The organism is Cryobacterium sp. SO2 (assembly GCF_026151165.2).
In the GTDB taxonomy this organism is placed as follows: domain Bacteria; phylum Actinomycetota; class Actinomycetes; order Actinomycetales; family Microbacteriaceae; genus Cryobacterium.
In genome coordinates, this window is the sequence record NZ_CP117849.1 from 2,233,729 (window position 1) to 2,249,494 (window position 15,766).

The window sequence follows — 15,766 nt, forward strand, 5'->3', positions numbered from 1 at the left end:
ACACGAAAGCGGCGTCACCCTCGGGTGACGCCGCCGGCGTGCGTGTGCTGAGGGTGACCCCAGCGGTTGTCCGTGGTCCTAGCGGTTGTCCTGGGTGGGAACCACGATCGGCTGCACGGTGGCGGTGGGGCCGCCGTTCGTGGTGACCCGGCGGCTGCGCGAGCGGCCCTGGCCGGGCTGCTTGGGCTCAGGCAGGGAGTCGAGAACCGAATCGAGCAACTGGTCGGTGACCTGCTTGCTCACCGGGCGGCGACTGCGCGGCGACTTCGTCACCGGGATGTCCAGGATCTCGACGGCGTCGGTCTCCGGCGTTCCCGCCGAGGTCGAGTTGCTCTCCGCTGTCGTCGGTTCGCCGACCGGCACTGCGGCCGGCTCTCCGGCCGACTCGGTGTCGCCGGCTCCGTCGGAGGTCTGGCCGCCACGACCGCCGGACCGGCCGCGGTTGCCGCGGCCGTTCGAGCGCGTCGTCTGACTGCGCTCGGTCGGTTCGGCGCCCGAGTCGTTCGCTGTGTCCGTGTTCGCGCCGTCGGAGGTCGCGGCAGCAGACTCGGTGACGACGGCAGGCTCGGTGACGGGCTGGTCGGCGAACGCGGTGGCGGGCAGTGCGGTCTCGCCGTCCTGGCCGGCGTCTGTCGGTGCGATCACGGGGATCGAACCGGTCAGCGATCGGGAGATGGTGCGGGCGGCGATCAGCGCGAGGGCGTGCTTGGCGTCCTCGGTGATGCCGTGGGTGCCGTGGCCGGCCTTGGCGGCATCCGCCTGAGCCGGCGCGTGCGTGCCGCCGGAGTGCTGGTTGCCGTTGTTGCGCTGCCCGGAGTGTCCGCCGTCGTGGCCGGATGCTCCGTTGCCGCCGTTGCCGGTGGACTTGCTGCGCGGACGGCGTTCCTGGGCGGGCTGCGCGGTCTGGCGGTGCTTGACGACGGGGTCGTGGTGGATGACGATTCCACGTCCGGCGCAAGCCTCGCAGTTTTCGCTGAAGGATTCGAGCAGACCGAGACCGAGCTTCTTGCGGGTCATCTGCACGAGGCCGAGCGAGGTGACCTCGGCCACCTGGTGCTTGGTGCGGTCGCGGCTGAGGCACTCGACCAGGCGGCGAAGCACCAGGTCCCGGTTGGACTCGAGCACCATGTCGATGAAGTCGACGACGATGATGCCGCCGATGTCCCGCAGGCGCAGCTGGCGTACGATCTCGTCGGCCGCCTCGAGGTTGTTCTTGGTGACGGTCTCTTCGAGGTTGCCGCCGGAGCCGACGAACTTGCCGGTGTTGACGTCGACGACGGTCATCGCCTCTGTGCGGTCGATCACGAGCGAACCGCCGGAGGGCAGCCAGACCTTGCGGTCCAAGGCCTTCTCGATCTGTTCGGAGATGCGGTACTCGTCGAAAGCGTCGATCTCGCCCTCGTAGCGCTGGACGCGCTCGACCAGGTCGGGGGCGACCTGGCGCAGGTAGGACTCGATGACTTCCTGGGCGTCATCACCGGAGATGACCATCTTGTGGAAGTCCTCGTTGAAGACGTCGCGCACGATCTTGATCAGCAGGTCGGGTTCGCTGTGCAACAGGGCCGGTCCGGACACGGTCTCCACCTGCTTGGCGATGGAGGCCCACTGGCTCGTCAGGCGGTTCACGTCGAGGGTGAGCTGTTCGTCGGTCGCGCCCTCGGCCGCGGTGCGCACGATGACGCCGACGTTGTCGGGCAGGACCTCCTTGAGGATCTTCTTCAGGCGCGCTCGTTCGGTGTCGGGCAGCTTGCGGCTGATGCCGTTCATTGAACCGTTGGGAACGTAGACGAGGTAGCGGCCGGGCAGCGACACCTGGCTGGTCAGCCGGGCGCCCTTGTGGCCGATCGGGTCCTTGGTGACCTGCACGAGAACCTTGTCGCCGGGCTTGAGGGCCAGTTCGATGCGGCGCGTCTGGCTGCCGCCCGGGGAGTTCACCGCTGCGGCGTCCCAGTCGACTTCGCCGGAGTAGAGCACGGCGTTGCGGCCGCGTCCGATGTCGACGAAGGCAGCTTCCATGCTCGGCAGCACGTTCTGCACGCGGCCGAGGTAGACGTTGCCGATCAGCGAGGCATCCTGGTTCTTGGCCACGTAGTGCTCAACGAGCACGCCGTCTTCGAGAACGCCGATCTGGATCTTGTTGTGCTTGGCGCGCACGACCATGGCGCGGTCGACGGACTCACGGCGGGCGAGGAACTCGGCCTCCGTGATGACCGGGCGGCGGCGGCCGGCGTCGCGGCCGTCGCGGCGGCGCTGCTTCTTGGCTTCGAGGCGGGTCGAGCCCTTGATGCGCTGCGGTTCGGTGATGAGTTCGGGTTCACGCGGGGTGCGCACGCGCACCACGGTGTTGGCGGGGTCGTCGCTGCGGCCCTCTTCGCCGGTGCGTCGGCGTGCGCGGCGGCGCACTGTCGAGGCCTCTTCGGAGTCGTCGTCCTCATCGTCGAGCACGCGTCCACCGGTACGCACAGGGGCCGGCAGGATCGCCGGCGCCTGGAAGATCAGGGATGTGGTCGGGCGGCGAACCACCTCGACGCTCTCGTCGAACGGAGTCGGCAGCGCGGGGAATGCGACCGGCTGGTCGAGCGCGTCCACGTTCAGCGCGTCAACATCAACGACCGACGCTACGACGGATGAGGCTGCGGGGACGGAGGTCCGTTGCGCCTCTGCGGCCGGTGCGTCCTGCTGAGCTGGGGCTGCCTTCCTGGTTGTTTTGCGAGTGCCGAACAGGCCCTTGCGCTTCTTGTTTTCGTTGTCTTCCACCATCACTGGTGCGCTCCTTGACCGGTGTGGGCGACCGCGCCACCCACTCGGCTACTCTCTCGTGCGACGCTTCCGCTTGCGCGAAAACCCCGCGAATCCTATTGCGTTCCGCAACCGGCCCGTGGCTCTGGTTGCTAATACCTTTGGTCTACGACCAATGAATCTGGGCGAGTATCGCCCATTAAGCCTTTTGGCATCGGTTCGAGCGCGGCTCAAACGACTGTTTCGATTATCGCACGCATTCCCAGGGTCGCGTACGCGACACATGACATAATCCGAATGTGCCACTCACCACCTCAAAAAAGCCGCCGGTCGGCCTCGCCGTTTTCCTGATCATTGCCGGTGCGATCGGCTTCGCGGCGGCCTTCGCGCTCACCCTCGACAAGTTCACGATGCTGGAAGACCCGACGGCGCAGCTGTCCTGCAACTTCAGTGTGCTGGTGGGCTGCAGCACCAACCTCGGGTCCTGGCAGGGTGCGCTGTTCGGCTTCCCGAACCCTCTGATCGGGGTGGCCGCCTGGAGCGTGGTGATCACCATCGGCGCCGCGATCCTCTCCGGCGCCCGCTTCGCTCGCTGGTTCTGGCTGGGCCTGAACCTGGGTGTCACCGGAGCGCTGGTGTTCGTGATCTGGCTGATGGGTCAGAGTTTCTTCGTGCTCGACGTGCTCTGCCCCTGGTGCATGGTCACCTGGACGGTGACGATCCCGGTGTTCCTCACCGTGACCCTGTACAACCTCAAGACCGGCCATATTCCAGTTTCGGCACGTATCCGCCGGCTGGCCGCCGGCGCGTATTCGTGGATCTTCGTGATCACGATCGCCTGTTACATCGTGGCGGCCACGGTGGCCCAGCTCCAGATGGACTTCCTCCACCGCCTCTAAGCCCCTGGTCCCGCGAGCCGTGAGAAGGGCCCCGAAAACGTGACGTTTTCGGGGCCCTTCTCACGGCTCGCGTGGGGGATGTCTGGGGTTAGGCGAACCAGAGCGCCAGCTCGCGGGCAGCGGACTCCGGGGAGTCTGAGCCGTGTACGAGGTTCTGCTGCACCTTGAGGCCCCAGTCGCGGCCCAGGTCGCCGCGGATGGTTCCGGGGGCCGCCGTGGTGGGGTCGGTCGTGCCGGCCAGGGCGCGGAAGCCCTCGATCACGCGGTCGCCGGCGATGCGGAGCGCCAGGATCTGGCCGCTTTCCATGAACTCGACGAGCGGCTCGAAGAACGGCTTGCCGGCGTGCTCGGCGTAGTGCTCGGCGAGGAGCGAACGCTCGGCCTGCACGAGCTTGATGTCGACGAGGGAGTAGCCCTTCGCCTCGATCCGGCGGAGGATCTCGCCGGAGAGATTGCGGGCAACGCCGTCGGGCTTGACCAGGACGAGTGTTTCCTGAACGTTAGTCATGAGTTCTCCTTGTGCTGTGGGTGTGTGCTGTCTGTGTGCGCTGATTGTCTGTGTTGGCTGTCTGTGTCTGCTGTGTGCGTCGGCTGTCGGCGCTGTCAGCTGTGCTGTCAGTTTGCGTTGTCAGTCTGTGCCGTCTGGCTGCGCGTTCTGTCTGTCGATGCGTGCGCCGGTGATCATGCAGTATGCCCACATGCCGGCGAACAGGGCCCCGACCACGAACATCGCCGGGTTGAGGAACCCGGTGGCGAGGATGACGACCTGGATGGCCCAACCGACCGCGTAGGCCCAGGTGAACCGTAGCAAGCCGAGGGTGGCCACCATGATCAGGCAGAGCAGCGCTCCCCCGCCCAGGGTGACCCAGGCGGGCAGGTCGCTGAGGCCGAAGATCACCAGGGTGGCCAGGAACACCACGATCAGCTCGAAGCCGAGCACGATCGAGGCGAGCGAACGGCGCACCGATCCGCCTCTCACGGGGTCATCCAGTCCCCCGCGTCGGCCAACGCCACGGCGTCGCCCACGAGGGTGATCGAGCCGGCGACGAGCACGGCGCGCTTGGGCGCGTCCTGCGCCCAGCCGCGGGCGGCGTCGAGGGCCTGGGCGAGGTCGCCGAACCTGAAGGTGTCGGCGTCGCCGACGTGTTCGGCGACCAGGTCGGCGAGGTCGTCGACCGGGATCGCCCGTTCGGAGTGCGACTGGGTCACGTGGAAACGGGTGGCGGCGGGGCGCAGGGCCTCGATGATGCCGGCGGCGTCCTTGTCGGCGAGGATACCGATGACCACGACGATCTCGTCGAAGTCGAAGTAGCTGTCCAGAGCAGCGGTGAGGGCGAGAGCGCCGTGCGGGTTGTGCGCCGCGTCGACGAGCACCGTCGGTTCGATCCCCACCAGCTGCAGCCGGCCCGGCGAGGTCGCCGTGGCGAGCCCCTCTACCAGGATGTCTTCGACCAGGGCCTGGCTGCCCGCGCCGAGGAACGATTCGACGGCCGCGATCGCGACCGCGGCGTTCTGGGCCTGGTGGGTGCCGTAGAGCGGCAGGAACAGCTCAGAGTACGTTCCGGCGATGCCGCGCACCGAGATGAGCTGGCCGCCGACAGCCACGTGGCTGGCGAGGAGGGCGAAATCGGTGCCCTCGCCGACCAAGGTGGACTCGGTGAGCCCGGCCGCACGGCTCAACTCGGCGAGGGCCTCTGGCACCTGCGCGGCAGTCACGACGGCCGCTGCGGGCTTGATGATCCCGGACTTGGTGCGGGCGATCTCGGCGATGGTGTTGCCGAGCCGCTTGGTGTGGTCGAGCGCGATGGGCGTGAAGACGGCGACCTGGCCGTCGGCGACGTTGGTGGAGTCCCACTCGCCGCCCATGCCGACCTCGAGCACGACGACGTCGACGGGAGCGTCGGCGAAGCAGGCGAAGGCGAGCACGGTGAGGGCCTCGAAGAAGGTGAGCGGTTCGTCGCCGGCCGTGGCCAGCTCGGTGTCGACCATGAGCAGGTAGGGCTGGATGTCGGCCCAGTTCGCGGCCAGTGCCTCGTCGGTGATGGGCTGCCCGTCGATCACGATGCGCTCGTTGAGCCGCACCAGGTGCGGGCTCACGAGCAGGCCGGTGCGCAGCCCGTATGCGCGCAGGATGCTCTCGATGATGTGGCTGGTACTGGTCTTACCGTTGGTGCCGGTCACGTGGATGATCGGGTAGGAGTTCTGCGGGTCGCCGAGCAACTCGACCGCGCGGCGGGTGGCCTGCAGGCGAGGCTGGGGTGTGCTCTCGCCCACCCGCTCCAGCAAGGCCGCCAGCACGGCGTCGCCGGCGTCGCGGAATTCGTCGGGGAAGTAGGGATCAGACATTGATGAGTCCTTTTTCGCGGGCGACGGCGACGATGACCGGGCCGAGGTTCGCGTAGTGGGTGGCCTCGAAGCGCACGTAGTGCTCGACGGTTGAGCCGGTGAGGCCCTGCAGCCATTCGGAGGGTGTGCCTGCGGCGAGGTCGTCGGCCGCCACGGCCGAAGCCGAGTGCGTCGCGAACCGGGTGGCGAGGGTTTCGCCGGCCACGTCGACGCCGGTGGCCAGCGCGAAGGTCGCGGCATCGGCCTCGTCGAAGAAGACCAGGTCGAGACGGATGCGGTCGCTCACCTCGAAGCCGGCGGACTTGCGGGTGTCCTGCACGGCTCTGATCAGGTCGCGGGCCAGGCCCTCCGCCTCCAGTTCCGGCGTGGTGGTGGTCTCGAGCAGCACGAAACCGCCGCCGGCCAGCAGCGCGAGTGCGGAGCTGTTGAGGACCGATTCGGCGTCGGCGGAGGTGGAGGCGGCCTGCAGCTCCAGGTCGTACTCCCCCAGCTCCAGGGCAATGCCGCCGGCGGTGACGACACCATCCGTCTCTGACCAGTCACCGGTACGGGCGGCCTTGATTACCTGCTGCACCTGCTTGCCCAGGCGCGGGCCGGCGGCACGCGCATTGACGGTGAGCTTGGAGGTGATGCCGTAGCTCTCGGCACTGTCGGCCTGCTGCTCGACGAGGGTGACCGCCTTGACGTTGAGTTCGTCGCGGAGGATGCCCTCGAAGCCGGCCAGGGCGGCCGTGTCGGTGGTGACGACGGTGAGGTTCGCCAGCGGCAGGCGCACCCGGAGGCCCGCCTTCTTGCGCAGCGACAGCACCGTGGAGCTGATCAGGCGCACCTGGTCCATGGCCGTGACCAGGCCGGGGTCGGCGGGGAAGTCGGCCGCGTTCGGCCAGTCGGTGAGGTGCACGCTGCGGCCACCGGTGAGGCCCTGCCAGATGCGTTCGGTGACCAGCGGCAGCAGCGGGGCGGCGACCCTGGTGACGGTTTCGAGCACCGTGTACAGGGTGTCGAAGGCGTCCGCGCCGGTGCCGTCCGCGGTGACTCCGGCCCAGAACCTGTCGCGGGAGCGACGGACGTACCAATTGGTGAGCACGTCGGCGAAGTCGCGCAGGCGCGCGGCGGCCAGGGTGCTGTCGAGACGTTCGAGGTCGCCGGTGACGTCCTCGACCAGGTCGCGGGTCTTGGCCAGCAGGTACCGGTCGAGCACGTCGGTGGAGTCGGTGCGCCAGGTGGCGGTGTAGCCGGAGGCGTTGGCGTAGAGAGAGAAGAAATACCAGGTGCTCCACAGCGGAAGCAGCATCTGGCGGGTGCCCTCGCGGATGCCCTCCTCGGTGACGATGAGGTTGCCGCCGCGGAGCACAGGGGAGCTCATCAGGAACCAGCGCATGGCGTCGGAGCCGTCGCGGTCGAAGACCTCGTTCACGTTCGGGTAGTTGCGCAGCGACTTGCTCATCTTCTGGCCGTCGTTGCCGAGCACGATGCCGTGGCTGACCACGTTCTTGAACGCCGGCCGGTCGAACAGGGCGGTCGAGAGCACGTGCAGCAGGTAGAACCAGCCGCGGGTCTGGCCGATGTACTCCACGATGAAGTCCGCCGGGTTGTGCGAGTCGAACCATTCCCGGTTCTCGAACGGGTAGTGCACCTGGGCGAAGGGCATCGAGCCGGAGTCGAACCAGACGTCGAGCACATCCTCGATGCGCCGCATGGTGGACTGCCCGGTGGGGTCGTCGGGGTTGGGCCGGGTGAGCGCGTCGATGTACGGGCGGTGCAGGTCGGTGGGGCGCACGCCGAAGTCGGCCTCGAGCTCGTCGAGCGAACCGTAGACGTCGATACGCGGGTAGGCGGGGTTGTCGCTCTTCCAGACCGGGATCGGGGAGCCCCAGTACCGGTTGCGGCTGATCGACCAGTCGCGGGCGTTGCCGATCCACTTGCCGAACTGGCCGTCCTTGACGTTCTCCGGCACCCAGTTCACCTCCTGGTTGAGGTCGACCATGCGGCCCCGGAAGTCGGTGACGCGCACGAACCAGCTCGACACGGCCTTGTAGATCAGCGGGTTGCGGCAGCGCCAGCAGTGCGGGTAGGAGTGCTCGTAGCTGGCCTGGCGGAGCAGTCGGCCCTGCGCCTTGATCAGCTGGGTGAGGGGCTTGTTCGCGTCGCTCCAGAGCTGGCCGGCCACCTCGGTGACCTCGGGCAGGAACTTGCCGCCGTCGTCGAGGGAGAGGATCACGGGGATGCCGTAGGCCTGGCAGACCGTCTGGTCCTCCTCGCCATAGGCGGGGGCCTGGTGCACGATGCCGGTGCCGTCGCTGGTGGTGACGTAGTCGGCGACCACGAAGCGCCAGGCGTTCTGGGTGCCCCACTCGCTCTCGTCGGCGTAGTAGTCGAACAAGCGGTCGTAGGAGACGCCCTCGAGGTCGCGGCCGGTGACGGTGCGGCTGATGGCGGCCGTCGCGTCGGCGGCGCTCTCGTAGCCGAGGTCCTTGGCGTAGCTGCCGACGAGGTCGATGGCCAGCAGATACTCGGCGCCGAGCACCTCGGTGGACGCATCCGGCGCGGTGGCCTGCTCGCGCAGCACTTCGGCATCCGGGGTGCCGTTCGGCCCGGCGGGGACGACGGCGTAGACGATCTCCGGGCCGACGGCCAGGGCGAGGTTGGTGGGCAGGGTCCAGGGCGTGGTGGTCCAGGCGAGGGCCCGCACGGCGGTGAGGCCGAGGGTCTCGGCCTTGGCTCCCACCAGCGGGAAGGTGACCGTGACGGTCTGGTCCTGGCGCATCTTGTAGACGTCGTCGTCCATGCGCAGTTCGTGGTTGGACAGCGGGGTCTGGTCGCGCCAGCAATACGGCAGCACCCGGTAGCCCTCGTAGGCGAGGCCCTTGGTGTGCAGTTCCTTGAACGCCCAGATCACCGATTCCATGAAGGTGATGTCGAGGGTCTTGTAGTCGTTCTCGAAGTCCACCCAGCGGGCCTGGCGGGTGACGTACTTCTCCCAGTCCTTGGTGTACTCGAGCACGGATTCCCGGGCGACGGCGTTGAACGCGGCCAGGCCCATTTCTTCGATCTGGCTCTTGTCGGTGATGCCCAGCTTGCGCTCGGCCTCCAGCTCGGCCGGCAGGCCGTGGGTGTCCCAGCCGAACCGGCGGTGCACCTGCTTGCCGCGCATGGTCTGGAAGCGCGGGAAGAGGTCCTTGGCGTAGCCGGTGAGCAGGTGGCCGTAGTGCGGCAGCCCGTTGGCGAACGGGGGGCCGTCGTAGAACACCCACTCCGGGGCACCTTCGCGGTTGTCGATGGACGCCTGGAATGTGCCGTCCTTCTCCCAGAAGGCGAGAACCTCGGACTCGATGGCCGGGAAGTTCGGCGACGGGACGACGGCCGCGTCGCGGGCGGGGTCCCCGGCCGGCAGGCCGAACGCGTTGTCTGTGGGCTGCTGCGGGTACGTCATGCTTCTCCTGGACGAGGCGGTGTTGAGTCGCTGGCCTATTCCACGAGGACGCCCGCCCCGACAGGGCAATGCGCGGTACCACCTCGCTTGCCGTTCCCATGCTGGCGAACGACCGCTCAAACTAAGGCTGTGACGGGCCCGACCCGTTCGGCTCTACTGGCCGGCAACGTGCCGGGGCACGATACCAACGTTCTTCCGAAGACTCCCCGGTGATAGCCGGATCAATGTCGTTTAATACTAGCTTGCCAGACGACTGCCGGGCGGGGGAACTCCTCTGCCGGCGGGAATGCCCGGGCAGGCTGGCTCAGGCCCGGTCGAGAACGGCCCGGAACCCCGCGCACACCGGCGAGACGGCCGCGTCCACATACGGCGACAGCGGTCCGCGGCCCACACCGGCGGCCGCCCATTCGCGTGCCGCGGCCGCTGCGGCGGCCACCACGGCGCTGGCGAAGGCTCGCCCGACCAGGTCCGCTTCCCCGACCTGGCCCGGCCTGGCGGCGACGAATTCGTGCACCAGGCCCACCTGCACCAGAAAGCGGGCCAGGGCGGATGCCTCCAGCTCGTCGCCCGTCGCCATCAGCTCGTACTGGGTGACGGACCACGGCACCCGGCCCGGCCCGAATCCGGCGGCGACGCTCAACAGTGCCTCGCGCACGGACCCGGTCACCGGTGCGGCCCGGTCGCACACGGCCAGGGCGGCGGGAAGGGCGGCCAGGCCGGCGTCGACATCCACCCAGAGCAGGTCGCTCTTGGCGGAGAAGTAGTTGAAGAAGGTGTTACGACTCACGCCGGCACGGCGGGCGATCTCGCTGATCGTGGTGGTGGCATACGTCTGCTCGAGGAACAGCTCCGCGGCGGCCTCCTCGAGCATGGCTCTGGACGACCCGCGAGGCCGGCCCACGGGACGGGAATCGGACATAGCTCTCCTGTGTTCTACGATGGGACTCGACGCCTCACGTTATTGTACTCAGTCCAATAATCGCACAGCACCTGGTCACCCGTGAAACCAAGCACCCCGTGAAACCAAGCACCCCCTGAAACCAAGCACCCCGTGAAAAGAGACAGCCGCATGCCCCGTCCGGGAATCGTTCCTTCCAGCCCGCGTTCACTGACGCTGGCCGTCTTGGCCGGCACGGCCGCACTCGGGCTCGCCCTGACGGGCTGCACCGCCGCCTCCCCCAGCAGCGACAGCAGCGCTCCGGCCACCGGCGGCACGCTCACCTACGCCTCCGGCGACGCCGAGCCCACCTGCCTGGACCCGCACGTTGGGGGCAACTACCCCCAGGCGCTGGTCAGTTCGCAGTTCCTCGAGTCGCTGGTGTCGCTGGACACCGACGGCACCGTCATCCCGTGGCTGGCCGACAGTTGGAGCGTCAGCGACGACGGGCTCGCCTGGGAATTCACCCTCAAGGACGGCGTCACGTTCACCGACGGCACCCCGCTGGATGCTGCCGCCGTGCAGGCCAACATCGCGCACCTGCAGGACCCGGAGACCGGCTCCTCGACCGGCTACCTGGCGCTGGCCAAGGTGACCGGCACCGAGGCCGTCTCCGACTCCGTCGTTCGGCTCACCTTGTCCCAGCCCGACAGCGCGCTGCTCGAGTCCCTCTCCCAGCCGTGGCTGGCCATCGAATCCCCCACCGCGCTGGAGCGCAGCCAGGACGAGAACTGCGCGGCCCCTGTGGGCACCGGCCCGTTCGTGGTCGACTCCTGGGTGAAGCAGAACGCGATCACCCTGGTGCGGAACGACGACTACACCTCGCCGCCGGCCGATGCCGCGCACGACGGGCCCGCCTACCTCGACACGATCGTCTGGCGCTTCATCCCTGACTCCGCCTCCCGCTACGCGGCGCTGCAGGCCGGTGAGGTCGACGTGATCGACAACGCCCAGCCGGACACCATCGCCCAGGCAGAGGCCAGCGACACCATCGTGCACCTCGACGCCCCGCGGCCCGGCGCGTCCAACCGCATCGAGCTGAACTCCGGCAAGGCGCCCTTCAACGACGCCGCTGTGCGCGAGGCCTTCATCCGATCGGCCAACGTGGACGACGCCGTCGCGTCGCTGTTCCAGGGCAGCGCGGAGCGGTCGTACTCTGCGCTGTCCAGCGTCGAGCCGCTCGGCATCTCGCGCCCCGACCTGTTCGACTATGACCCGGATGCCGCCGCGGCCCTGCTCGATGGCGCCGGCTGGTCCGAGAAGGACTCAGAAGGCTACCGGGTCAAGGATGGTGTGCGCCTCACCGTTGTCTTCCCGGTGAGCACCAACCAGTCCATCCCCGCCGAGCAGTCCCTCTTCGAGCAGATCCAGGCGACAGCGAAGGAGACCGGGTTCGACGTGCAGCTCACCAAGCTGGACCTGTCCAGCTGGTACACGGCCCTGGGCAGCAACGCCTATGACGCCGTCAGCGCGCCGTACACCAAGGTGGGTCCCGACGTTCTGCGGATCCTTTTCCACTCCGACGGCATCACGCCGGCGCCGAGCGGCTACTTCGCCAACCACGCCCAGCTGAACGACCCCGAACTGGACTCGCTGCTCACCGAGGCCGACCAGGTCTCGGCGACCACCGCAGATGGCGCCGATGAGCGCGCGGCCCTCTACGAAGACGCGCAGGACCTGATCCTGGAGGGCTTCTACATCCTCCCGCTCTACGACCAGCAGAACCACTTCCTGCTCGGTTCGGCCGTCGAGGGTGCCAGGGCACTGCCGACGGTGTCGACCCCCGCGTTCTACGACGCGTGGCTGAACCGCTGAGTCGCGACGGGCGGCGCGCCCGGCCAGGCATCCGCCGGCCGGGCAGCGGTTGGCCAGGCAGCGGTTGGCCGGGCATCCTCCGGCGGCTCGCCGGGGCCGTGTTCGTGCTGTGGGCCGTGGCCACCGTCACCTTCTTCTCGGTGCGGCTGATCCCCGGCGACCCCGCCGAGGCCATTCTGGGCGGCCCCGGCTCCCAGACCTCGCCGGAGGCCCTCGCCGCCGTGCGCGCCGAATACGGGCTCGACCAACCGGTGCTGGTGCAGTACCTGCATCAGCTGGGCCGGCTGGCCACCGGCGACCTCGGCCGGTCGTACGCGCTCAACATGGATGTCGGCCCGCTGGTGCTCAGCCAGCTCGGCGGCACCCTGCTGCTGGCCGTGCTGGCACTGGCGGTCGCCTGGGTTCTCGCGCTCCTGCTGGCCACCTGGTCGACCGGGCGAGGTCGACTGGCCCGCCAGATCGGCTCCGGTCTGGAGATCGTGGGGGCCGCCCTGCCGCATTTCTGGCTGGCCACCACCCTCATCGTGCTGTTCAGCGTTTGGTGGGGGGTGCTGCCGCCGATCAGCACACCGGATGCCCGCGGCCTGGTGCTGCCCGTCGTGACCCTGGCCATCCCGTTGGCGGGATTCCTCGGCCAGGTGATGCGGGAGAGCCTGACCACGGCCCTCGAGTCGCCCTTCGTGCTCTCGGCCAGGGCACGGGGCGAGAGCGAACGCGGCGTGCTCTGGCGGCACGCCCTCCGGCACGCCGCCCTGCCGGCGATCGGGCTGTCCGGCTGGGCGTTCGGGTCGCTGATCAGCGGCGCCGTCGTGGTGGAGACCATCTTCGCCAGGCCCGGCCTCGGCCGCACCTTGTTGAACGCCGTCACCGTGCGCGACGTGCCCGTGGTGATCGGCGTCGTGATGCTCGTGGCACTGGCCTACATCCTGATGACCATCCTCACCGACCTCGCGTCCAGGCTGGCCGACCCCCGGCCCACGGAAGCACACACCGGAGGGGCCTCGTGAGCGAACTCGAAATCCAGGTTTCCGCCGGCGGCGCACCACGGGACCGAACCCGCGCGCTCCGCCGCGGCCGTTTCACCGCGGTCGAACTGGCGGCAGCGCTGCTCGCCGTGCTCCTGCTCATCGCCGCGATCGCTCCGCGCCTGCTGGCCCCCGGCGACCCTCTGGCCATCGACCCCCTGGCTGCCTTCGGCGCGCCGTCCTGGGCGCACTGGTTCGGCACCGATGAGTCCGGCCGGGACATCTTCACCCGGGTGGTGGACGGCGCCAGGGAGTCCCTGCTCATCGGCCTCACCGCCACCCTGATCGGGCTCGGCCTCGGCGCGCTCCTCGGCACCGTCGCCGGCACGCTGGGCGCCGCCGTGGACTTCACGGTCAACCGTTTCCTCGAGGTGCTCTTCGCGTTTCCCGGCCTGCTGCTCGCACTGCTGTTCATCCTGGTCTTCGGCCCCGGCCCCGGCAGCGCCATCGTCGCGGTGGGTCTCTCCACGGCACCCGGCTACGCCCGCATCATCCGCGCCCAGCTGCTGCGGGTTCGTTCGTCGGCGTTCGTGGAAGCCGCCACGGTGCAGGGCCTGTCGCGCAGCCGCATCCTGGCCAGGCACATCATGCCCAACACGCTGGCACCCCTGCTCGTGCTCGGCACACTCGGGGTGGGCCAGGCCATCGTCTGGGCGGCGGCGCTGAGCTATCTGGGCCTCGGCGCCCAACCACCGGCCGCCGAATGGGGCGCCATGCTCTCGGCCGGCCGCACCTACATCACCTCGGCGTGGTGGATGAGCTTCTTCCCCGGCCTGTTCATCGTGCTCACTGCCGTGTGCGCCACGACCCTCGGCCGCTCGATCGAACGACGGCTGAGGCACGCATGAGCACGGCAGACCACACCCCGGCCGCACAGCCCATCGCGGCACCGGCCCTCCGGGTGCAGAACCTCAGCGTGCGCTTCGGTTCCGGCACTGACGTCGTGCGCGGAGTGTCCTTCACGGTGGGCGCCGGGGAGTGCCTGGCCATCGTGGGCGAATCCGGCTCGGGCAAGAGCGTTACCGCCCGCAGCCTGCTCGGACTGGCCGGCGCCGGCGCCCAGGTCAGCGCCGACGAGCTCAGCCTCGCCGGCGACTCGGTGCTCGGTCTCTCCGAGGCCGCCTGGCGTCGCCGGCGCGGCCGTGACGTGGGCTTGGTGCTGCAGGACGCCCTCGCCTCGCTGGATCCGCTGCGCCCGATCGTGCGGGAGATCGGCGACTCGCTGCGCCTGCACACCCGCCTCGGTACTGCCGACCGCACCCGCCGGGTGCTCGAGATCCTCGACGCCGTCGGCCTGCCGGAGCCGCACCTCTACGCCGGGCGGCGCTCGGGCGAACTCTCCGGCGGTCAGCGGCAGCGTGCATTGATCGCGGCGGCCCTCGCCCTCGATCCCCCGCTGCTGGTGGCCGACGAGCCCACGACGGCCCTCGACGTGACGGTGCAGGCCCAGGTGCTCGACCTGCTCGACCAGGTGCGCGCCAGGGGCACCGCCATCGTGCTGATCAGCCACGACCTCGCCGTGGTGAGCCGCATCGCCGACCGCATCGCGGTGATGCACGACGGCCGCATCGTGGAGACCGGCACGACGGCCGAGGTGCTGCAGAGCCCCCGGCACGCCGAGACCCGGCGGATGCTGGCCGCGGTTCCCGTGGACCGGCCGCGCGGATCCAGGCTCGCGCCGTACACGGCCGTGCGGGAGCCGGCACCTCTGCCCCTGCCCCTGCGTCTGACGCTGCCGGACGCTCCGACGAGCCGTGTGCCGGTCGGCGTCAGCACTCGCTCTCCTACGCCGGAGCCCACAGCCGACCCCGTGCTCGCGCTGGAGGCCATCGGCCTGTCGAAGTCGTTCCGCGGGCCGCACGGAACCGTGCACCTGGCCGTCGACGAGGTGTCCTTCCGGCTGCCGCGGGGAAGCACCCTGGGCATCGTCGGCGAGTCCGGCTCGGGCAAGACCACCACAGCCAGGCTCGCCCTCGCACTCACGGCCGCCGATGCCGGCGAGGTGCGCCTGCTCGGCGAGCCCTGGAGCACGCTGCCGGAACGCGACCGCCGGGCCAGGCGAGCACTGGTCGGCGCGGTCTACCAGGACGTGCTCGGCTCGTTCGACCCCCGGTTGAGCGTGCGCGAGATCCTGCGGCACGCCGTCATGGTCGCCGGGACCGACCGGATGGCCGGCCGCGTCCTCGAGCTGCTCGACGACGTCGGCCTGGCCGCCACAGTGCTCGACCGCCGGCCCACCGACCTGTCCGGTGGGCAACGCCAGCGGGTGGGCATCGCGCGGGCCTTGGCCTCCAGCCCAGAGGTGCTCATCTGCGACGAGCCCGTCTCCGCTCTGGACGTGAGCGTGCAGGCCCAGGTGCTCGACCTCCTCGACGAACTGCAGCGCGAGCTGTCGTTGAGCCTGCTGTTCATCTCGCACGACCTCGGTGTCATCCAGCACGTCAGCGACCAGGTCGCCGTTATGCACGACGGCCGGATCGTCGAATCCGGCAGCGCCGAACAGGTCTTCACCGCACCCGCGCATCCGTACACCCGTGCGCTTCTCGCGGCGGTGCCCCGGGTGGCCTGACCC

Annotated in this window: 11 protein-coding genes; 5 read left to right on the top strand and 6 right to left on the bottom strand. The window is 69.3% G+C overall.

Translation table 11 applies throughout. From position 1 onward, the window contains the following. Window positions 1–78: 78 nt before the first annotated feature. Complete coding sequence (locus BJQ94_RS10330) at window positions 79–2,760, bottom strand: Rne/Rng family ribonuclease (RefSeq protein WP_265398691.1); 2,682 nt, start codon at window positions 2,758–2,760, stop codon at window positions 79–81. A gap of 278 nt (window positions 2,761–3,038) precedes the next feature. Here BJQ94_RS10330 and BJQ94_RS10335 point away from each other — a divergent pair, with 278 nt between their 5' ends. Then, window positions 3,039–3,638, top strand: a complete 600-nt coding sequence (locus BJQ94_RS10335) for a vitamin K epoxide reductase family protein (protein WP_265398640.1) — start codon at window positions 3,039–3,041, stop codon at window positions 3,636–3,638. A gap of 88 nt (window positions 3,639–3,726) precedes the next feature. Here the strand turns inward: BJQ94_RS10335 and ndk are convergent, their stop codons facing one another. The 5 genes from ndk to BJQ94_RS10360 form a co-directional block, all read right to left on the bottom strand. After that, the gene (gene ndk, locus BJQ94_RS10340) at window positions 3,727–4,146 is read right to left on the bottom strand and encodes a nucleoside-diphosphate kinase (RefSeq protein ID WP_265398639.1); all 420 of its coding nucleotides are present in this window, start codon (window positions 4,144–4,146) and stop codon (window positions 3,727–3,729) included. Between the two features lie 120 nt (window positions 4,147–4,266). Continuing rightward, on the bottom strand, window positions 4,267–4,617 hold the full coding sequence (locus BJQ94_RS10345) for a DUF4233 domain-containing protein (RefSeq protein ID WP_265398638.1): 351 nt from the start codon (window positions 4,615–4,617) through the stop codon (window positions 4,267–4,269). Then, window positions 4,614–5,984 carry a folylpolyglutamate synthase/dihydrofolate synthase family protein gene (locus BJQ94_RS10350; RefSeq protein WP_265398637.1) on the bottom strand — a complete coding sequence of 457 codons (1,371 nt, stop codon included), beginning with the start codon at window positions 5,982–5,984 and terminating at the stop codon, window positions 4,614–4,616. Before BJQ94_RS10350 ends, BJQ94_RS10345 begins: the two co-directional genes overlap by 4 nt. After that, window positions 5,977–9,417 (bottom strand): isoleucine--tRNA ligase, encoded by a 3,441-nt coding sequence (gene ileS, locus BJQ94_RS10355; RefSeq protein WP_265398636.1) that lies wholly within the window; start codon window positions 9,415–9,417, stop codon window positions 5,977–5,979. The genes BJQ94_RS10350 and ileS overlap by 8 nt, the downstream gene beginning before the upstream one ends. A 304-nt stretch (window positions 9,418–9,721) precedes the next feature. Then, complete coding sequence (locus BJQ94_RS10360) at window positions 9,722–10,336, bottom strand: TetR/AcrR family transcriptional regulator (protein ID WP_265398635.1); 615 nt, start codon at window positions 10,334–10,336, stop codon at window positions 9,722–9,724. Window positions 10,337–10,486: 150 nt separating this feature from the next. Between BJQ94_RS10360 and BJQ94_RS10365 the strand changes: the two genes are divergently transcribed. The 4 genes from BJQ94_RS10365 (at window position 10,487) to BJQ94_RS10380 (ending at window position 15,763) form a co-directional block, all read left to right on the top strand. Further along, entirely contained in the window at window positions 10,487–12,169 is a 1,683-nt protein-coding gene (locus BJQ94_RS10365; RefSeq protein WP_265398634.1) for an ABC transporter substrate-binding protein, read from the top strand. 74 nt (window positions 12,170–12,243) lie between these two features. After that, entirely contained in the window at window positions 12,244–13,176 is a 933-nt protein-coding gene (locus tag BJQ94_RS10370) for an ABC transporter permease (protein ID WP_265398690.1), read from the top strand. A gap of 86 nt (window positions 13,177–13,262) precedes the next feature. After that, window positions 13,263–14,042 carry an ABC transporter permease gene (locus tag BJQ94_RS10375; RefSeq protein ID WP_265398689.1) on the top strand — a complete coding sequence of 260 codons (780 nt, stop codon included), beginning with the start codon at window positions 13,263–13,265 and terminating at the stop codon, window positions 14,040–14,042. Then, window positions 14,039–15,763, top strand: coding sequence for an ABC transporter ATP-binding protein (locus tag BJQ94_RS10380; protein WP_265398633.1), 1,725 nt, complete (start codon window positions 14,039–14,041; stop codon window positions 15,761–15,763). Before BJQ94_RS10375 ends, BJQ94_RS10380 begins: the two co-directional genes overlap by 4 nt. Window positions 15,764–15,766 lie beyond the last annotated feature (3 nt).